This is a genomic window from Streptomyces sp. NPDC043812 (assembly GCF_056436245.1).
The window spans coordinates 16887-36855 of the sequence record NZ_JBWKCY010000013.1 but is presented as its reverse complement, the minus strand read 5'-3'; the positions used below and the strand labels follow the sequence as shown (position 1 = coordinate 36855).

16 protein-coding genes and 1 riboswitch are annotated in these 19969 nt (G+C 70.4%); of the genes, 14 read left to right on the top strand and 2 right to left on the bottom strand.

All coding sequences use genetic code 11. The features are described from left to right. The first annotated feature begins 136 nt into the window (after nt 1–136). The 11 genes from hpnC to AC067Z_RS20035 all read left to right on the top strand — a co-directional run bounded on the left by hpnC (nt 137) and on the right by AC067Z_RS20035 (nt 12898). The gene (hpnC, locus tag AC067Z_RS20085; protein WP_478790898.1) at nt 137–1054 is read left to right on the top strand and encodes a squalene synthase HpnC; all 918 of its coding nucleotides are present in this window, start codon (nt 137–139) and stop codon (nt 1052–1054) included. Next, entirely contained in the window at nt 1051–2001 is a 951-nt protein-coding gene (gene hpnD / locus AC067Z_RS20080) for a presqualene diphosphate synthase HpnD (protein ID WP_478790897.1), read from the top strand. Before hpnC ends, hpnD begins: the two co-directional genes overlap by 4 nt. 304 nt (nt 2002–2305) lie before the next feature. Then, nucleotides 2306–3691 carry a hydroxysqualene dehydroxylase HpnE gene (gene hpnE, locus AC067Z_RS20075; RefSeq protein ID WP_478790896.1) on the top strand — a complete coding sequence of 462 codons (1386 nt, stop codon included), beginning with the start codon at nt 2306–2308 and terminating at the stop codon, nt 3689–3691. A 38-nt stretch (nt 3692–3729) separates the two neighbouring features. After that, nucleotides 3730–4815, top strand: a complete 1086-nt coding sequence (locus tag AC067Z_RS20070; protein WP_478791059.1) for a polyprenyl synthetase family protein — start codon at nt 3730–3732, stop codon at nt 4813–4815. 138 nt (nt 4816–4953) lie between these two features. Continuing rightward, nucleotides 4954–6987 carry a squalene--hopene cyclase gene (gene shc / locus AC067Z_RS20065; protein ID WP_478790895.1) on the top strand — a complete coding sequence of 678 codons (2034 nt, stop codon included), beginning with the start codon at nt 4954–4956 and terminating at the stop codon, nt 6985–6987. Further along, nucleotides 6987–7655 carry a phosphorylase family protein gene (locus tag AC067Z_RS20060; protein WP_478790894.1) on the top strand — a complete coding sequence of 223 codons (669 nt, stop codon included), beginning with the start codon at nt 6987–6989 and terminating at the stop codon, nt 7653–7655. Before shc ends, AC067Z_RS20060 begins: the two co-directional genes overlap by 1 nt. A 5-nt stretch (nt 7656–7660) precedes the next feature. Further along, a complete protein-coding gene (gene hpnH / locus AC067Z_RS20055; protein ID WP_478790893.1) occupies nt 7661–8680 on the top strand; it encodes an adenosyl-hopene transferase HpnH in 1020 nt (339 codons plus the stop codon). A 78-nt stretch (nt 8681–8758) separates the two neighbouring features. After that, nucleotides 8759–10666, top strand: a complete 1908-nt coding sequence (gene dxs / locus AC067Z_RS20050; RefSeq protein ID WP_478790892.1) for a 1-deoxy-D-xylulose-5-phosphate synthase — start codon at nt 8759–8761, stop codon at nt 10664–10666. Beyond that, nucleotides 10663–12057 (top strand): aspartate aminotransferase family protein, encoded by a 1395-nt coding sequence (locus tag AC067Z_RS20045; RefSeq protein ID WP_478790891.1) that lies wholly within the window; start codon nt 10663–10665, stop codon nt 12055–12057. The genes dxs and AC067Z_RS20045 overlap by 4 nt, the downstream gene beginning before the upstream one ends. 61 nt (nt 12058–12118) lie before the next feature. Then, on the top strand, nt 12119–12706 hold the full coding sequence (locus tag AC067Z_RS20040; RefSeq protein WP_478790890.1) for a helix-turn-helix domain-containing protein: 588 nt from the start codon (nt 12119–12121) through the stop codon (nt 12704–12706). A gap of 15 nt (nt 12707–12721) precedes the next feature. Next, nucleotides 12722–12898, top strand: a complete 177-nt coding sequence (locus AC067Z_RS20035) for a DUF6126 family protein (RefSeq protein WP_478791058.1) — start codon at nt 12722–12724, stop codon at nt 12896–12898. Nucleotides 12899–12901: 3 nt separating this feature from the next. Here the strand turns inward: AC067Z_RS20035 and AC067Z_RS20030 are convergent, their stop codons facing one another. Then, nucleotides 12902–13717, bottom strand: coding sequence for a tyrosine-protein phosphatase (locus AC067Z_RS20030; protein ID WP_478790889.1), 816 nt, complete (start codon nt 13715–13717; stop codon nt 12902–12904). A gap of 199 nt (nt 13718–13916) precedes the next feature. On the opposite strand from AC067Z_RS20030, the gene AC067Z_RS20025 reads away from it, so the two are divergent. The 3 genes from AC067Z_RS20025 to AC067Z_RS20015 all read left to right on the top strand — a co-directional run bounded on the left by AC067Z_RS20025 (nt 13917) and on the right by AC067Z_RS20015 (nt 18597). After that, nucleotides 13917–16013 (top strand): alpha-galactosidase, encoded by a 2097-nt coding sequence (locus AC067Z_RS20025; RefSeq protein WP_478790888.1) that lies wholly within the window; start codon nt 13917–13919, stop codon nt 16011–16013. Nucleotides 16014–16516: 503 nt separating this feature from the next. Then, a riboswitch (cyclic di-AMP (ydaO/yuaA leader) is annotated at nt 16517–16675 on the top strand. A 2-nt stretch (nt 16676–16677) separates the two neighbouring features. Next, entirely contained in the window at nt 16678–17628 is a 951-nt protein-coding gene (locus tag AC067Z_RS20020) for a M23 family metallopeptidase (protein ID WP_478790887.1), read from the top strand. Nucleotides 17629–17805: 177 nt separating this feature from the next. Continuing rightward, nucleotides 17806–18597, top strand: coding sequence for an SGNH/GDSL hydrolase family protein (locus AC067Z_RS20015; protein WP_478790886.1), 792 nt, complete (start codon nt 17806–17808; stop codon nt 18595–18597). A gap of 42 nt (nt 18598–18639) precedes the next feature. On the opposite strand, the gene AC067Z_RS20010 is transcribed toward AC067Z_RS20015, so the two are convergent. Then, on the bottom strand, nt 18640–19848 hold the full coding sequence (locus AC067Z_RS20010) for an ROK family protein (RefSeq protein ID WP_478790885.1): 1209 nt from the start codon (nt 19846–19848) through the stop codon (nt 18640–18642). Between the last annotated feature and the right edge of the window lie 121 nt (nt 19849–19969).

The window sequence follows — 19969 nt, the reverse complement described above, 5'->3', positions numbered from 1 at the left end:
GGCAGCAGGATACGGCGGCGTGTCCGAAATAGGATGTATTGGGTCGGCAGTGTAGAACGGGAGATGTGACGGCCATGACGGAAACTCTCCAGCTCCGCGAGACTTTCGCCGTCCCCGTAGTGCCGGGCAGTGGACAGTGACGGGCGCCCGGCAGGCGCGTCGGGTCCCCGCCCGCGCCACCCTCGACAAGGCCGCCGACGAGAACTTCCCCGTCGCGCCCTTCTTCCTGCCCCGCGCGTGGCGTGACGACCTGATGGCCGTGTACGGCTACGCCCGGCTCGTGGACGACATCGGCGACGGCGACCTCGCTCCCGGCGGAGCCGACGCCCGCCTCCTCGGCGTCGCCCCCGAGCACGCCGACGACCCGCTCGCCCTGCTCGACGCCTTCGAGACCGACCTCGGCCGCATCTTCGACCCTGCGGGGCTGACCCCGCATCACCCCCTGCTGCGCGCACTGCGGCCCACCGTCCGCCGTTGTTCGCTCACCCCCGAGCCGTTCCTCGGTCTGATCGCGGCCAACCGTCAGGACCAGCACGTGCGCCGCTACGAGACCTGGGACGATCTGCACGCCTACTGCCAACTGTCCGCCAACCCCGTCGGCAGGCTGGTCCTGCAGATCACGGGCACCGCGAGCCCCGAGCGGATCCGCCGCTCCGACGCCGTGTGCACCGGTCTGCAGATCGTCGAGCACCTCCAGGACGTCGCCGAGGACCTGGCACGCGACCGCATCTATCTGCCCGCCGAGGACCTCAAGCTCTTCCATGTCACCGAGGCCGACCTCGCCGCGCCCACGGCGAACGCGTCCGTGCGCGCACTGATCGGCCACGGCGTTCAGCGGGCCCGCGAACTGCTCGACGAGGGCACGCCGCTCGTGGACAGTGTGCACGGCAGGCTTCGGCTGCTCCTCGCAGGTTTCGTCGGCGGTGGGCGTGCCGCCCTCGCCGCGATCGCCGCGGCCGGACATGATGTGCTGCCCGGACCACCCAAAGCCGCAAAGGCCCATGTGCTGCGCGAAACGGGTGTGGTCTTGCGAAGAGCACGTAGAGAGGGATGAGCCGGACGATGGAGGGATCGACACAGATGCCCGCGCCGGTGCAGGCCGCGTACAGCTACTGCGAGGCCGTGACCGGGCAGCAGGCCCGCAACTTCGCCTACGGCATCCGACTGCTGCCCGCCGACAAACGCCAGGCCATGTCGGCGCTGTACGCCTTCTCGAGGCGGGTCGACGACATCGGCGACGGTGCGCTGACGGCCGGGGCCAAGCACGCCAGGCTCGAGGGTACCCGCGAACTGCTCGACCGCATCCGGCGGGGCGCGGTCGAGGACGACGACACCGACCCCGTCGCCGTCGCACTCGCCGACGCGGCACGCCGCTTCCCGATCCCGCTCGGCGGACTCGACGAGCTGATCGACGGCGTCCTCATGGACGTGCGCGGCGAGACGTACGAGACCTGGGACGACCTCAAGGTGTACTGCCGCTGTGTCGCCGGGGCCATCGGCAGGCTCTCGCTGGGCGTCTTCGGCACCCAGCCCGGCACGCGCGGAACCGAACGCGCCGCCGAGTACGCCGACACGCTGGGCCTCGCGCTCCAACTCACCAACATCCTCAGGGACCTTCGCGAGGACGCGGGCAGCGGGCGCAGCTACCTGCCGACCGACGACCTGGCCAAGTTCGGCTGCTCGGACGGCTTCCGCAGCGCGGCCCCGCCGGCCGGCTCCGACTTCGACGGCCTGATCCACTACGAAGTGCGGCGCGCCCGGGCCCTGTTCACCGAGGGCTACCGGCTGCTGCCGATGCTGGACCGCCGCAGCGGCGCCTGCGTCGCCGCGATGGCCGGCATCTACCGCCGGCTCCTCGACCGCATCGAACGCGACCCCGAGGCAGTCCTGCGCGGCCGTGTCTCCCTGCCGGGCCGCGAGAAGGCGTACGTCGCCGTCCGTGGCCTGTCCGGCCTCGACTCGCGCCGGATCGGCCGCCGCCCGAACGGGGGCCCCGCATGAGGCCCCCGCACACGCGCCTCGCTCCGGTGAGCGGTCGCGGCGCCGGGGGCACCGCCGCCCGGAGTCGGCACGTCCGCCCCGCACCGGTGCGCAGCCCGCACGCGGTGCGGCGCCCCCGCCCCGCGGCCGCGCCGCGGCGAGGCCGGATGTGCCGCGCGCCCGAAGGGCGGTACGCGATCCAGGACATGCCCGGGTCCGCCGGCCCGTGGGCAACCCGGGGTGCGTCCGTCGCGTCCCTCGCAAGGGTGGCGGACCGTGCATCGGTCGGCATCGCGGGCACGGACCGTTCGAGGAGGGAGCGTCCATGACGGGCGACGACATCGCGTCCCGGCATGCCGTCGTGGTCGGCGGCGGCATCGCCGGTGTCACCGCCGCTCTCCAGCTTGCCGAAGCCGGACTGCAGGTCACCCTCGTCGAGGGCCGGCCGCGGCTGGGCGGACTCGCCTTCTCCTTCCGTCGCGGTGACCTCACCGTCGACAACGGCCAGCACGTCTATCTGCGCTGCTGCACCGCCTACCGCTGGTTCCTCGACCGCGTCGGGGGCGCCCGCCTCGCTCCGTTGCAGGACCGTCTGGACGTTCCCGTGCTGGATGTCGCGCATCCGGGGGGCGCCCGGCTCGGCCGGCTCCGCCGCAGCGACCTGCCCGTACCGCTGCACCTCGCCGCGGGACTCGCCACCTATCCGCACCTCTCGCTCGCCGAGCGCGTGAACGTCGGCCGCGCGGCGCTCGCCCTGAAGAAGCTCGACCCCGCAGACCCCGCGCTCGACGGCGTCGACTTCGCCACCTGGCTCGGACGCCACGGCCAGTCCCCGCGTGCGATCGCCGCCCTGTGGGACCTCGTCGGCGTGGCCACCCTCAACGCCCGGGCCCCGCACGCCTCCATGGGGCTGGCCGCGATGGTGTTCAAGACCGGACTTCTTTCCGAGCCAGGCGCCGCCGACATCGGCTGGGCACGCGTGCCTCTCGGCGAACTGCACGACACCCTCGCCCGCAAGGCCCTCGACTCCGCCGGTGTCCGCACCGAACTGTCCACCCGCGTACGGGAGATCACCCGCTCCGACGACGGACGCTGGTACGTGTCGGCGGGTGCCGAGCGGATGGAGGCCGATGCCGTGGTCCTCGCCGTCGCACAGCGCGAGGCGCACGCCCTGCTGCCCGACGGTGCACTGGAGAACCCCGACCGGCTCCTGGACATCGGGACCGCGCCGATCCTCAACGTCCATGTGCTCTACGACCGCAAGGTGCTGCGCCGCCCGTTCTTCGCCGCGCTCGGCACCCCCGTGCAATGGGTCTTCGACCGCACGGACGCCTCCGGGGTGACGGAGGGCCAGTATCTGGCGCTCTCCCAGTCGGCCGCCGAGGACGAGATCGACGACCCCGTGTCCGTACTGCGCGAACGCTATCTGCCCGAACTGGAAAGGCTGTTGCCCGCGGCGCGCGGCGCCCGGGTGCGTGATTTCTTCGTCACCCGGGAGCGGACGGCGACCTTTGCGCCCGCCCCCGGCGTCGGCCGCCTGCGGCCTGGTGCGCACACCCGTGCCCCCGGCCTGTACCTTGCTGGCGCGTGGACTGCCACCGGCTGGCCCGCGACCATGGAGGGCGCCGTGCGCAGCGGGTTCACTGCCGCGGGCGCTGCGCTTTCCGCGCTCGGCCGCCGCCATGAACATCCGCTCAAGGAGGCGGCGTGAGCACCAGGACTGGAACCAGAGGAGTAAGCGTGCCGACAGTGCCCTCGGCTAACCCGGCTGAAGACACCGCACAGACTGCAGGGACCGTGGAAGAGACGGACATCGCGGCGCTGCTGGAGCGCGGACGCACCATGTCCACGCCGGTGCTGCGCGCCGCCGTGGACCGGCTCGCACCGCCCATGGACACCGTGGCCGCCTACCACTTCGGCTGGATCGACGCCGAGGGCCGCCCCTCCGACGGCGACGGTGGCAAGGCGGTGCGCCCCGCCCTCGCCCTGCTGTCCGCCGAGGCGGCCGGTGCCGCACCCGAGGTCGGGGTTCCCGGCGCGGTCGCCGTGGAGTTGGTCCACAACTTCTCGCTGCTGCACGACGACCTGATGGACGGTGACGAGCAGCGCAGGCACCGGGACACCGTCTGGAAGGTGCACGGCCCCGCGCAGGCGATCCTCGTCGGCGACGCCCTCTTCGCCCTCGCCAACGAACTCCTGCTGGAGATCGGGACCGTGGAGGCCGGCCGTGCCACCCGTCGGCTGACCACCGCCACCCGGAAGCTGATCGACGGGCAGGCCCAGGACATCTCGTACGAGCACCGCGAGCGGGTCACCGTCGAGGAGTGCCTGGAGATGGAGGGCAACAAGACCGGTGCGCTGCTGGCGTGCGCCGTCTCCATCGGCGCCGTGCTCGGCGGTGCCGACGACCGCACGGCCGACACCCTGGAGGCGTACGGCTACCACCTCGGGCTGGCTTTCCAGGCTGTCGACGACCTCCTCGGCATCTGGGGCGACCCGGTCGCCACCGGCAAGCAGACCTGGAGCGACCTGCGTCAGCGAAAGAAGTCCCTGCCGGTCGTGGCCGCCCTCGCGGCAGACGGCCCGGCCTCGCAGCGTCTCGGCGAACTGCTCGCGGCCGACGCGAAGAGCAACGACTTCGACAGTTTCTCCGAGGAGGAGTTCGCGATGCGGGCTGCTCTGATCGAGGAGGCGGGCGGCCGTGAGTGGACCTCCCAGGAGGCCCGCCGTCAGCATGCGATCGCGATCGAGGCGCTCGACCGCGTCGACATGCCGGAAAAGGTCCGCGCGCAGCTCGTCGCGCTCGCGGACTTCGTCGTCGTACGAAAGAGATGATCACCATCGAAGCCACGGAGAAGCGGAGTAGCTGCCGCACCATATGAAGCACGTCGCCGGCCGGTGACCTCTTGGCGTCGCCGGCCGACGTCACACCCCAGCTCAGCAGAGAACCACTGCAATGAAGAAGGGGAGACCATGACAGCGACGACCGACGGAAGCAGCGGGCCCGTGAGGGCCGGAGCTGCCGCTGCCGGCAACACGATCGACACCGCCGCCGCCACCGCCACCGGGCGCCGGGCCACCACCGGAGATCTCCGGGAGCGCGCCGGTCAAGCGGCGGAACGAGCGGTCGGGCATCTGCTCGAACGCCAGGACGCCCAGGGCTGGTGGAAGGGCGACCTCGAGACCAACGTGACGATGGACGCCGAGGACCTGCTGCTGCGCCAGTTCCTCGGAATCCAGGACGGGCGGACCACCGACGCCGCCGCCCGTTTCGTACGCGGACAGCAGCGCGAGGACGGCACCTGGGCCTCCTTCCACGGCGGACCCGGTGAACTGTCCACCACCATCGAGGCGTACGTCGCGCTGCGACTGGCCGGCGACCGGCCCGACGACCCGCACATGCTGCGTGCCGCGTCCTGGATCCGCACCAAGGGCGGAATCGCCGCGAGCCGGGTCTTCACCCGCATCTGGCTCGCGCTGTTCGGCTGGTGGAAGTGGGACGACCTGCCCGAGCTCCCGCCCGAGCTGATCTTCCTGCCCTCATGGTTCCCGCTCAACATCTACGACTTCGGCTGCTGGGCTCGGCAGACCATCGTGCCGCTCACCGTTGTCTCGGCCCATCGGCCGGTGCGCCCGGCGCCGTTCGCGCTCGATGAACTGCACACCGACCCCGCTCGCCCGAACCCGCCGAAGCGCCTTGCGCCCGCGACGAGTTGGGACGGTTTCTTCCAGCGCACCGACAAGGCTCTGCACCTCTACCGCAAGGTCGCCCCGCGCAAGCTGCGGCGCACCGCCATGAACAGCGCGGCCCGCTGGATCATCGAGCGCCAGGAGAACGACGGCTGCTGGGGCGGTATCCAGCCCCCGGCGGTGTACTCAGTGATCGCGCTGTATCTGCTCGGCTACGACCTCGAACACCCCGTGATGCGCGCGGGGCTCGAGTCGCTCGACCGGTTCGCCGTGTGGCACGAGCAGGACGGCCGGCCCGTGCGGATGGTCGAGGCGTGCCAGTCCCCGGTCTGGGACACGTGCCTCGCCACCATCGCGCTCGCCGACGCCGGCCTGCCCGCCGATCACCCCGCGCTGGTGAAGGCCGCCGACTGGATGCTCAGCGAGCAGGTCGTCCGTCCCGGCGACTGGTCCGTGCGCCGGCCGGGGCTCACGCCTGGTGGCTGGGCGTTCGAGTTCCACAACGACAACTACCCCGACATCGACGACACCGCCGAGGTCATCCTCGCCCTGCACCGGGTCGCGCACCCCGACCCGGACCGCGTGGACGCCGCCGTCGAACGCGGAGCCCGCTGGAACCTGGGCATGCAGTCCGCGAACGGAGCCTGGGGCGCCTTCGACGCGGACAACACGAGCCCGTTCCCCAACCGCCTGCCGTTCTGCGACTTCGGCGAAGTGGTCGACCCGCCGTCCGCCGACGTCACCGCACACGTCGTGGAGATGCTCGCGTACGAAGGGAAGGCGGGTCATCCGCGGACCCGGCGCGGCATCGACTGGCTGCTCGCCGAACAGGAGGCCAACGGCGCCTGGTTCGGCCGCTGGGGGGTCAACTACCTGTACGGGACAGGCTCGGTGGTCCCCGCGCTGACCGCCGCCGGACTGCCCGCCGACCACCCGGCGATCCGCCGCGCCGTCACCTGGCTGGAGTCCGTGCAGAACGAGGACGGCGGTTGGGGCGAGGACCTGCGCTCCTACCAGGAGGAGAGGTGGATCGGCCACGGCTCGTCCACCGCCTCCCAGACCGGCTGGGCGCTGCTCGCCCTGCTGGCTGCCGGTGAGCAGGACGGACGAGCCGTCGAGCGTGGAGTCGCCTGGCTCGCCGACACCCAGCGTCCCGACGGGTCGTGGGACGAGCCGCAGTACACCGGCACCGGTTTCCCGTGGGACTTCTCCATCAACTACCACCTGTACCGGCAGGTCTTCCCGCTCACGGCGCTGGGGCGGTTCGTGCACGGCGAACCCCTGGCAGGCCGGGCGGGCGCCCGCAAGGGGGGCTGATGGGCACATCCCCGGAGCCGGCCGCCGGCCCGGCCGTTCCGTTGCTGATCGCCTGCGCGCTCGGCATCGAGAAGGCCGCCCTGCGCAGTGGAATCCGCGCGGGTGACGCCGGCGGCCGGCCCGGGGAGGTGACCGTGCTGCGCACCGGCATGGGGCCGGCCAATGCGGAGCGGGCCGTGCTCGCCGCCTGTGCGAGCGGCCCGCTGCGCGAGGCGGCCGTCGTCGCCTCCGGCTTCTGCGCGGGCCTCGCGCCCGGCATGCACCCCGGCGACCTCGTGGTCGCCGACGAGACCCGCGTCGACGGGGCCTCCACCGCGTGCACCAGCGCGAAACTGCTCCGTGAAGCGGTGGCGAGGGCCGTACCGGGACGCGCCGTGCACGGTGGCGTGCTCACCGGTGTCGACCACGTCGTGCGGGGGCACGAACGTGCCCAACTGGAGGCCACCGGCGCGATCGCCGTCGACATGGAGTCCGCGGCCACGCTGAGCAGCGCGCTGCGCGCCGGCCCCCGTCCGGTTGCGGCCGTCCGGGTGGTCGTGGACGCTCCGGAACATGAACTGGTCCGTATTGGCACGGTACGCGGTGGAATATCAGCCTTCCGGGTTCTTCGTGCCGTACTTCCCGCTTTCTATGAATGGCACCGTTCTTTGCTGCTCCCCAGGAGGTGAGCCAGATGGCCATGCCGCTTCGCCAGACCATCAGGGTCGGGACCTATCTCTTCGAACAGAAGCTCCGCAGGCGTGAGAAGTTCCCGCTGATCGTCGAGCTGGAACCGCTCTACGCCTGCAACCTGGCGTGCGAGGGATGCGGGAAGATCCAGCATCCGGCTGGGGTCCTCAAGCAGCGGATGCCGGTGGCGCAGGCGGTGGGAGCGGTGCTGGAGTCCGGGGCGCCGATGGTCTCCATCGCCGGTGGCGAACCGTTGATGCACCCGCAGATCGACGAGATCACACGACAGTTGGTTGCCCGGAAGAAGTACGTCTTCCTCTGCACGAACGCTCTGCTGCTGCGCAAGAAGATCGAGAAGTTCACCCCGTCGCCCTACTTCGCCTTCGCCGTGCACATCGACGGGCTGCGCGAGCGGCACGACGAATCGGTGGCCAAGGAGGGGGTGTTCGACGAGGCGGTTGAGGCGATCAAGGAGGCCAAACGGCGCGGCTTCCGCGTCACCACCAACTCGACCTTCTTCAACACCGACACCCCGCAGACCGTCATCGAGGTCCTGAACTACCTCAACGACGACCTCCAGGTCGACGAGATGATGATCTCGCCTGCGTACGCCTATGAGAAGGCGCCCGACCAGGAGCACTTCCTCGGCGTGGAGCAGACCCGCGAGCTGTTCAGGAAGTCCTTCGCGGGCGGCAACCGGCGGAGGTGGCGGCTCAACCACTCCCCGCTCTTCCTCGACTTCCTCGAGGGCAAGGCCGACTTCCCCTGCACGGCCTGGGCCATCCCGAACTACTCGCTCTTCGGCTGGCAGCGCCCCTGCTATCTCATGAGCGACGGCTACGTACCCACCTACCGTGAGCTCGTCGAGGAGACCGACTGGAGCAAGTACGGCCGCGGCAAGGATCCGCGCTGCGCCAACTGCATGGCGCACTGCGGCTACGAGCCGACCGCCGTCCTGGCGACCATGGGCTCGCTCAAGGAGTCCCTGCGGGCCGCCCGCGACACGGTCAGCGGCAGCCGATGACGTGACGGGCGGCGGCCCGCCGGTGCCGCACCGGCCGGCCGCCCCCGGGAGTCGTACAGCACGCGAAGGGGGTTGGACATGACGATTCTCGAGCACATCCGGGGGCCGCACGACCTCAAGGCGCTCGCCGCACACGAACTCGCACAACTGACGGGCGAGATCAGGGAGTTCCTGATCGGCGCGGTGGCACGGACCGGGGGACACCTCGGACCCAACCTGGGTGTCGTGGAACTGACCGTGGCCCTGCACCGGGTCTTCGACTCGCCCGCCGACAAGATCCTCTGGGACACCGGGCACCAGAGTTACGTCCACAAACTGCTCACCGGCCGGCAGGACTTCTCCAAACTGCGCGGCAAGGGCGGACTCTCCGGCTATCCCAGCCGCGCCGAGTCGGAGCACGACGTCATCGAGAACTCCCACGCGTCGACCGTGCTGGGCTGGGCGGACGGCCTCGCCAAGGCGCACCGGGTGCAGGGACGGAACGACCATGTCGTCGCCGTCATCGGTGACGGTGCGCTCACCGGCGGCATGGCCTGGGAGGCGCTGAACAACATCGCCGCGGCCAAGGACCGGCCGCTGATCGTCGTCGTCAACGACAACGAACGCTCCTATTCGCCCACGATCGGCGGCCTCGCCCATCATCTCGCCACCTTGCGCGTGACCGACGGGTACGAGCAGGTGCTGTCCTGGGGCAAGGGCGTCCTGGACCGCACACCCGTCATCGGCCGGCCCCTGTACGGCTCGCTGCACGGCGCGAAGAAGGGGCTCAAGGACGCGGTCGCGCCCCAGGGCCTGTTCGAGGATCTGGGGCTGAAGTACGTCGGGCCGATCGACGGGCACGACATCGCCGCTGTCGAGTCCGCGCTGTGCCGGGCGAAGCGCTACCACGGGCCCGTACTGGTCCATTGCATCACCGAGAAGGGCCGCGGCTACCAGCCCGCCCTCGACGACGACGCCGACCGCTTCCACAGCGTCGGCGTCATGGACCCTCACACCTGCGAACCGCTCGCCCCTGCCCAGGGGGCGTCCTGGACCGCGGTGTTCGGCGACGAGATCGCCGCTATCGGCGCCGAACGGCCGGACGTCGTGGCCGTCACCGCTGCCATGCTGCACCCGGTGGGGCTCACGGCGTTCGCCGAACGCTTCCCCGAGCGGGTGTGGGACGTCGGCATCGCCGAGCAGCACGCGGCCGTGTCCGCGGCCGGACTCGCCACGGGCGGGCTGCACCCCGTCGTCGCGGTGTACGCGACGTTCCTCAACCGGGCCTTCGACCAGCTCCTGATGGACATCGCCCTGCACCGGCTCGGCGTCACCTTCGTCCTGGACCGAGCCGGCATCACCGGCACCGACGGGCCCTCGCACAACGGCATGTGGGACATGTCGCTCCTGCAGGTCGTGCCGGGACTGCGGATCGCCGCACCCCGCGACGCCGACAGGCTGCGCGAGGAGCTGCGCGAGGCGGTGGCCGTCGCCGACGCGCCGACCGTGGTCCGCTTCCCCAAGGAGTCGGTGGGCGGGGCGATCGAGGCCATGGACCGCATCGGTGGCATGGACGTCCTCCACTGCGACAACGACGCCGACGTGCTCATCGTGTCCGTCGGCGCCCTGGCGGGAGTCTGCCTGGGCACGGTCGAGCTGCTGCGCGGCAGCGGCATCCGCTGCACGGTCGTCGACCCGCGCTGGGTCAAGCCCGTGGACGAGCGCCTGCCGCAGCTCGCCGCCCGGCACCGTCTGGTCGCCGTCGTGGAGGACAACAGCCGCAGCGGCGGCGTCGGATGGGCCGTCGGCCAGGCGCTGCGTGACGCGGGCGTGGACGTGGCGCTGCGCACCTTCGGCATCCCCGAGCAGTTCCTCGCGCACGCCAAGCGCAGCGAGGTGCTGGCCGACATCGGGCTCACACCGGTGGAGATCGCGGGAGCGATCGGCGCCGCCATGGCAGTGCAGGACCGGCCCGGCGAGGGCCCAGTCGAGGAGAGCGATCGATGACCGAAGCGCCCAAGGGCTTCGACCTGGCGACACTGCTGGCCCGGCGCGGAGCCGAACGTTACGAACTGCACAGCCGCCATCTCAACCACCAGCTGCCCCGCATGCTGCACACGATCGGCTTCGACAGGGTCTACGAGCGGGCCGAGGGCGCCTACTTCTGGGACGCCGACGGCAACGACTACCTGGACATGCTCGCCGGCTTCGGCGTCATGGGCCTCGGCCGGCACCACCCCGTCGTGCGCAAGGCGCTGCACGACGTGCTCGACGCCTCGCTCGCCGATCTCACCCGCTTCGACTGCCAGCCGCTGCCCGGACTGCTCGCCGAGAAGCTGCTCGCCCACACCCCGCACCTGGAGCGCGTCTTCTTCGGCAACAGCGGTACGGAGGCGGTCGAGACAGCCCTGAAGTTCGCCCGCTACGCCACCGGGCGGCCGAGGATCCTGTACTGCTCGCACGCCTTCCACGGACTGACCGCGGGCTCCTTGTCGGTCAACGGCGAGGACGGCTTCCGGAACGGCTTCGCCCCGCTGCTGCCGGACACAGCCGTCGAGCTCGGAGACCTGGACGCCCTCGAGAAGGAGCTCAAGCAGGGCGATGTGGCGGGCTTCGTCGTCGAACCGATCCAGGGCAAGGGTGTGCTGTCGAGCCCGCCGGGATTCCTGCGCGAAGCACAGGAGCTTCTGCACAGCCACAAGGCGCTGCTGATCGCCGACGAGGTGCAGACCGGCCTCGGACGCACCGGCGACTTCTACGCCTTCCAGTACGAGGCGGGCGTCGAGCCCGACCTGGTCTGTGTCGCCAAGGCGCTCTCCGGCGGCTATGTCCCCGTCGGCGCGACCCTCGGCAAGGACTGGATCTTCAAGAAGGTCTACTCGTCCATGGACCGGGTGCTGGTGCACTCCGCCAGCTTCGGTTCCAACGCGCAGGCGATGGCCGCCGGTCTCGCCGTTCTGTCCGTGCTGGAGGACGAGCACGTGGTGGCCAACGCACGGATGACGGGGGAGCTCCTGCGGGCCCGGCTGGCGGCGCTCGTCGACCGCTATGAGCTGCTGCACGAGGTGCGCGGCCGGGGGCTCATGATCGGGATCGAGTTCGGCCGCCCCGAGTCGATCAAGCTGCGCAGCCGCTGGACCATGTTGCAGGCCGCGCGGAAGGGTCTTTTCGCGCAGATGGTCGTCGTACCGCTGCTGCAGAAGTACCGGATCCTCACCCAGGTCTCGGGCGACCACATGGAGGTCATCAAACTGATCCCGCCGCTGATCATCGGCGAGCGCGAGGTGGACCGCTTCGTCGAGGCGTTCACGGCGGTGATGGACGACGCCCACAACGGGGGCGGTCTGATGTGGGACTTCGGGAAGACGCTGGTGAAGCAGGCGGTGGCGGGCCGCTGAGGCGTTTTGCCTCTGAGGCAAGAAATTTGCCTTGGAGGCAACCGGCTGGCGCAATGGAGGCATGACCACATCCGCCGAATCGGCGGCCGAGGGGCTGCGTCGCGTCGCACCCCGGCTGCGCGATCTGCGCCGCCGCCGCGGGCTGACCCTCGAGGCCGCAGCCCACCACGCAGGGCTCTCCCCGGCACATCTGTCCCGGCTGGAGACAGGGAACCGGCAGCCCTCGCTGCCCATGCTCCTCGCCCTCGCCAGGATCTACGGTACGACGGTCGCCGAGGTCCTCGGCGAGCTGCCGCCCGAACGCGAACCCGTCATCCGGGGCGGCCGCCGCGAGCCGACGACCGCCGACGGCTGGACCTACCACCAGGCCGGAGCCCCCGGCCGCGCCATGCAGGCGCTGCGGGTGGTCGTGCCCTACGGCGCCCAGGGCGATCTGGTGCGGGTGCATCCGGGAGAGGAGTGGCTGTACGTCGTCGGTGGACGGCTGCGCCTCGCTCTCGGCGACACGGTCCATGAGCTCGCGCCCGGGGACAGCGCGCACTTCGACTCGCTCACCCCGCACCGTATCTCCGCGGCCGCACCCGAGGGCGCCGAGCTGCTGTTCGTGCACACCCTGCTGCAGAGCCCTGACCCGCATCCGCACGTCTGACCCGGAAGGTATGTGATCCAGGACATGTCGCACGACCCGTTGGACAGGCGCTTGTCGAGCAGGCCGGAGGACCGGCGCGAGGAGCGCTTTCCGCGTGGGCTGGTCATCCGGCTGTTCGCCTATCTGATCGCCGGCCACCTCATCGCCGCGTTCCTGTATCTGCTGTTCCTGGTCGGCGGACAGAACCAGTAGCGGTCAGGGGGTGTCCGTCAGGAGACGTGCGCGCAGCCGCTCACGGGTGTCGGCGGAGAGCCCCAGGCCCTCGGAGAGGTAGCGCTCGGTGCCGCCCCAGGTCTCCTCGATCGTCTCGAACGCCGCCGCCAGATAGGAGGCGCGGGCGTCGAAGAGCGGGCTCAGCAGTTCCATGACCTCCGGGGACATGGCGGCGGGGGAGTCGTCGCTGCGCTTGACCTTGTAGCGGCGGTGGGGGTCGTTGGACATGAGGTAGTCCGCCTCGATGGCATCCCGCTCGACGCCGACGGCGAGCAGGGTGATCGCGATCGAGAGACCGGCACGGTCCTTGCCCGCCGCGCAGTGCATGAGGGCCGGGACACTGTCCTCGGCCAGCGCGTGCAGAACGCGGCTGTGCTCCGAGGTCCGGTACTTGATGATCGTCCGGTACGACGCGGTCATCCGGCCCGCGCCCTTGCCGTCGGCGAGGATCGACTTCAGCTGGTCGAGATTGCCGTCGCGGACCATCTTCCAGAACTCGGCGCCGTCGGCCGGGTCGCTCAGCGGCAGATTCAGATTGCGCACGCCCGGCAGCTCGACGTCCGGGCCCTCCAGCCGCTGGTCGGCGGCGTTGCGGAAGTCGAAGATCGTGTGGAGTCCGAGATCCGTGAGGAAGGCGGCGTCGCTCGCCGTCGCATGGGCGAGGTGTCCGCTGCGGAAGAGTCTGCCGTGCTGCACGCGCCGGCCGTCCACGGTGGGCAGTCCGCCCACGTCCCGGAAGTTGCGGACTCCGGCCAGCCGGGGCTCGGTGGACGGGGCCTGCGGCAGCTGCTGCGTCACGTGGACTCCTTCAGATGACTGCCGTCGGCGCCGGTCGCCGACGATGGCGCGATCCCGACCATACGACACTCCATTCATCGGGCAATCATCTCGCCCATGGCGCAAGGGCGTTGCCCCCGCGGCTGCGGACAGTTGATGATGTTCGAGCCTGTGTGAACCTGTGCCTATCTGAGAATCTGTGAGCAGCTGAGGGGTCGGGATGATGGAGACCGTCGGTGAAGGGCGTATCTGGCTGCTGACCGGAGCCACGAGCAGCTACGCACTTCACCTCACGGAACGGGATGAACTGGTGCATCTGCACTGGGGTGCGCGCATCTCGGGAGCCGATGCGGAAGCCCTCGCCGCAGCGGGACCGCCGCCCTACTGGCCCTTCGAGGCCCCGCTCGACGGACATGAGGAGTACCCGGTCGAGGGCGGCCCCCGGTTCGTGAGGCCGGCGCTCTCCGTGCGCACGGCCGAGGTCCGGGGCACCGAGTGGGCCTTCGCAGGCGCCGCGACGGATCCGGCGGACGGCGAGCTCCGGCTGCACTTCACCGACGCCGTGCACGGCCTCGGCCTCACCCTCCACTACCGCATGCGGGACGACGCGGACGTGATCGAACGCTGGGTCACCGTCGCCCACGAGGGCGCGGGGCCCGACCTCGAACTGCTCCGGGCCGACGCCGCGACCTGGACGCTTCCCCGGCGCGACGCCTGGCGGCTCGGGCAGCTGCACGGCCGCTGGGCCGCCGAGTCACTGCTCGTCCGGTCGCCGCTGACCTACGGCGAAAAGATCATCGGAAGCCGTCGCGGCCACACCGGTCACCAGCATCTGCCCTGGGTCGCGCTCGACGCCGAGGGGGCCACCGAGGAGCACGGCGAGGTGTACGGCTGCGCGCTGGGGTGGTCCGGTTCGTGGCGGATCGGCGTCCAGCAGCTGCCCGACGGGATGGTGCAGATCACGGGCGGGGCCGGCCACGACGACTCCGGGCTGCTGCGGCTCGCTCCCGGCGAGAGCTACACCTCGCCCGTGTTCGCCGGACTGTGGAGCGAGGGCGGCTTCGGCGGCGCGAGCCACGCCTGGCACGCCTGGCAGCTGGCGCATGTGATCCCGGGTGCCCGGCAGGACCGGCCCGTGCTCTACAACTCCTGGGAAGCCACCGGGTTCGACATCTCGGAGGAGCAGCAGCGGGCACTCGCCGTGCGGGCCGCCGCGATGGGTGTCGAACTGTTCGTCGTGGACGACGCCTGGTTCGGGGCCCGGACGAGCGACCGGGCGGGGCTCGGTGACTGGACACCCAACCCGGACCGCTTCCCGCACGGGCTGAAGCCGCTGGCCGACGAAGTGCACGCCCTCGGTATGCAGTTCGGCATCTGGGTCGAGCCGGAGATGGTCAACGCCGACAGCGATCTCTACCGCGCGCATCCCGACTGGGTGCAGCACCATCTCGGCCGCACGCGTACCGAACTGCGCAATCAGCTGGTGCTGAATCTCGCGCGCAGCGATGTGCAGGCGTATCTGTGGGAGCAGCTCGACGGCCTGCTCTCCGCTGCTCCCGTCGACTATGTGAAGTGGGACTTCAACCGCTGCTTCACCGATGCGGGCTGGCCGGGGGAGCCCTACCCGCAGAAGTTGTGGGTCGAGCATGTGCATGCCCTGTACGCGCTGCTCGACCGTCTTCGGGCGGCGCACCCGGGTGTCGCCTTCGAGTCCTGCTCGGGCGGCGGCGGCCGGATCGACCTGGGCGTGCTCAGTCGCACCGACCAGGTGTGGACCTCCGACAACACCGACCCGCTGGACCGGCTCGCCATCCAGCACGGCTTCAGCCAGCTGCACCCGGCGCGGGTCATGGCCGCCTGGGTCACCGACAGCCCCAATGTCCAGCTGAACGGTCGGCGCAGCAGTCTGCGCTTCCGTTTCGTCAGTGCCATGGCGGGGGTGCTGGGTGTCGGCGGCGATCTCACGGACTGGAGCGAGGCGGAGCTGACCGAGGCCCGCGGCTGGGTCCGGCTCTACAAGGAGATCAGGCCGGTGGTGCAGCACGGCGAGCTGTACCGGCTGCGTGATCCGGACGGCGGGCTCAGCGCTGTCCAATATGTCCGCGATGACGACATCGTCGTCCTTGTGACACTTCAGGCTCAGCACTACGGCGAGCGGCCGCCGCCCGTCAGACTGCGCGGGATCGACCCGCGCGCCGCCTACCTCTGCCTGGACAGCGGGAAGGTCCACCGAGGTGCCGTGCTGATCCATCACGGACTCCACACCGGGCTGACCGGCGATCTGGATGCAAACGTGATCAGGCTCAGGAAGGCGTGACGGACGCCTCAATTCCGTTCACGGAAAAGGTGGCTGCCGAATTCGCTGCCCGCGCACGGTGTGCCGTTGGATGGGATTTCACGGCGAACGACACAGGCGAGGGGTGGGGGTGGCGAGTGACCCGCGTCACTCGGGCCCGGAGTCCGGCGGGGACGAAGTCGGGCGTTGTCGACAACACTTGATGGATAAGTGCGGGCTTAGGTAATCATTTGCTGCTTCTGTCCGAATTGGGTCATTCGATATAACGTGCCCCGTCTGCAAGGGAGATGGGATCCGGCAGGTGAGCAGGATCATATTCGTGACGGAACGTACCGGGGTTCGGTGCCTCAATTCCGTTGCGGAGCAGGGAATTGAAGATCCCTTGTCCACGGAGGGTGACGGGGAATCCTTGCTTTATTCCGAGCCGACAATCCCCGGCGAAATCTGCCGCTTGTTTGCGCGTGCCCGGCTCGCCTACGGTCACGACCAATCCGGACGGACCGCCTAATCCTGCCGCCGACCGGACTTCGAACCCACCCACGTGTGGCAGGAGCGGGGGAACCAGGTAGTACGCCGTATCCGGAAAAATCGGACGGCTTGGGGTTAATTCGCGCAACAAGCGCGAACGGGCATCTCCAGCTCGAACCCGACAGCTCACCTCGCCGGCGCCGGAGAGGAATGCGCCATGCCTGGTAAGGGCAAGCACCGCCGTCCCAAGGCCAACCCCATCACCCGCGGCTTCGTCGTCGCCGGTACGGGTGGCGCCGCCATCGCACTGCCGCTGCTCGGCGCCACCGGCGCCAATGCCGCGACCGGCCCGGCCCCCGCCGCCGCGCCCGAGAAGGCCACCGCCGCCCCGGCCTCCTTCGCCGCCGCTCCGGCCGTCGAGGCCGCGAAGAAGGCGCCGAAGACCTACACGGTCGTCCCCGGCGACTATCTGTCGAAGATCGCGGAGGAGCAGGACGTCCGCGGCGGCTGGAAGCAGCTGTTCAACGACAACCGTCGCGCCATCGGTGCCGACCCGGCGCTGATCCACCCCGGCCTCGAGCTGACCATCGGTGCGAAGTCGAAGGCCAAGAGCGACCCGGAGCCCCGCACCGAGTCGCAGTCCCGGTCCTCGCGTGACTCCGTCCGGCCCGCCGCTCCCGAGGCGCCTGCCGAGAAGCCCGCCGCTCCCCAGGCTCCTGCCGAGAAGCCCGCGGAGAAGCCCGAGAGCAAGACGTCGGCCGCCGGCTTCACGGTGCCGATCGCCGGCGCGGGCATCTCCACGCCGTACCACCAGTCCGGCTCCATGTGGTCCAGCGGTTACCACACCGGTGTCGACTTCGTCGCCGCCACCGGCACCACCGTCAACTCCGTCGGCCCCGGCACCGTCGTCTCGGCCGGCTGGAGCGGCTCGTACGGCAACGAGGTCGTCATCCAGCACACGGACGGCACCTACTCGCAGTACGCCCACCTCTCCTCCCTGTCCGTCTCCGGCGGGCAGAGTGTGAGCGGCGGCCAGCAGATCGGGCTCTCCGGTTCGACCGGCAACTCGACTGGCCCGCACCTGCACTTCGAGATCCGTACCGGCTCGGGCTACGGCTCGGACATCGACCCGATGGCGTACCTGCGTCAGCACGGCGTCTCCATCTGAGTACTTACGGCCCGCCGTTGGGCGGGCCGACGCTCGTCCCTCGTTCCGTCCGGCGGCGGAGCGAGGGATTCCGCGTATTCCGGGTTGGTGGAAACTCGACTGGTGGTAAAGATCACCTCCCGTCAACCCCTCCTTACGGTCGCGTAGGTCACATCCGTAAAGGAAAGATGTGCTCCTGTGGCAGACGATTCGAGAACAGAGAACATCGGCGCATTCGGGTCGTACGCAGCGATCGGTGACAGCTTCACCGAGGGCGTAGGAGACCCCGGTCCCGACGGGACGTTCGTCGGCTGGGCGGACCGTTTCGCGGTCCTGCTCGACGACCTCGCACCGGAAAACACCTTCAGGTACGCCAACCTCGCCGTACGCGGCCGGCTCCTCGACCAGATCGTGGCGGAGCAGGTCCCGAGGGCCAAGCAACTCGCCCCCGACCTCGTGTCGTTCTGTGCCGGCGGCAACGACATCATCCGTCCGGGCTCCGACCCCGACGACGTGGCGGAGCGCTTCGAGCGGGCCGTCGCCGACCTCACCGACGCCGTCGGCACCGTCATGGTCACCACCGGATTCGACACCCGTGACGTACCCGTCCTGCGCCATCTGCGCGGGAAGATCGCCACGTACACCGCCCATGTGCGGGCCATCGCCGACCGCTACGGCTGTCCCGTCCTGGACCTCTGGTCGCTGAAGTCCGTGCAGGACCGGCGCGCCTGGGACGCCGACCGGCTGCATCTGTCACCGGAGGGTCACACCCGCGTCGCGCTGCGGGCCGCCCAGGTGCTGGGACTCGACATCCCGGCCGACCCCGACCAGCCGTGGCCGTTCCTGCCGCCGCGTGGGGCGCTCGAGGTACGCCGCGACGACATCAACTGGGCGCGCGAGTACCTGGTGCCCTGGATCGGCCGACGGCTGCGCGGCGAGAGCTCCGGCGACCATGTGGAGGCCAAGCGCCCGGACCTCCTGCCGCTCTGAGGCCGTGAGCCGCAGGCCCCGGGGCGTTCCGCGTCCCGGGGCTCAGGCCGTGGAACCGGCGAGCTGCCGGTCGACCTCGGACGGGGAGAGCGCATGCTCGATGGCGAGGATCCCGGCCCCGACAGCCGCCGCGTTCTCGCCCGTACGGCTCGGCTCGATCCGCAGCGCCTGCGTCGCCAGCGGATGCGAGCGGCGGTAGACCGCCTCCCGCACCCCCGCCAGCAGCTGGTCGTGCACGGCTGCCAGAGCGCCACCCGCCACCACGGTCTCCGGGTTGAAGAAGTTCACCAGGCCGGCCAGCACCTCGCCGACCGCGCGGCCCGCCTCGCGCACCATCCGCACCGCGTCCCGGTTGCCGGACTTCACCAGCCTCACCACATCGCTGCCGGAAACCGCGTCCAGGCCGAGGGCGGACAGCTGCGCGGCGAGCGCCGCGCCGCCCGCGATCGCCTCCAGACAGCCGCTGTTGCCGCAGCGGCAGGGTTCGTCCCGCTCGCCGACGCGAATGTGCCCGATGTCGCCCGCGCATCCCTGCGCACCCCGATGCAGTCTGCCGTCGGCGACGATTCCGCAGCCGATGCCGGTACCGATCTTGAGGTAGAGCAGGAATCGGGTGTCGGGGAACGAACGGCGGTGCTCGCCCAGGGCCATCACGTTCACGTCGTTGTCGACCAGGGCCCGTACACCGAATCGCGCCGCGAAGAACTCCGGGATCGGATACTGGTGCCAGCCGGGCATGATCGGCGGATCCACCGGACGTCCCGTCGAGAACTCGACGGGACCCGGCACCCCCACACCGATCGAGCGCAGCATCGCCGGCTCGCGGCCCGCCTCCTTCAACAGCGCCTGCAGGGTGCGTTCCACGTGACGCAGCACCGAATCGGGCCCGTCACCGATCGACAGCGGGTCCTCCTGCGTCGCCAGCATCGTGCCGCCGATGTCCATCAGCGCCACCCGGCAGTGCGAGGCGCCGAGATCGACACCGGCCACCGCGTGTTCCCTGGTACGCAGTTGGAGCCTTCGGGGCGGCCGGCCACCGGTGGATCCGCCGTCCGCGTTGTCCTCGTCCACGAATCCGTGGGCGACGAGCGCGTCCACCCGCTGCGAGACCGTGGAGCGGGCGAGCCCGGTGATCCGTGCGATGTCCGCCCGCGTCGCGGCCGAGCCGGAACGGATCAGCGACAGCACCTCGCCGGCCGAGTGCGAGGCGGGAGAGGTGCTCACAGCCAAGGGCGGGAGAGGCGAAGGCATGGCAGCAACCATAGGCAACGACTTCCGCTGCTCACAAGGCGTGAGTTGTTCGACAGTCGGCGTAAGTCTGCACCAACGGGCCGAGAACGAACGTTACTTGGGCTATTGACAGTCATATGAG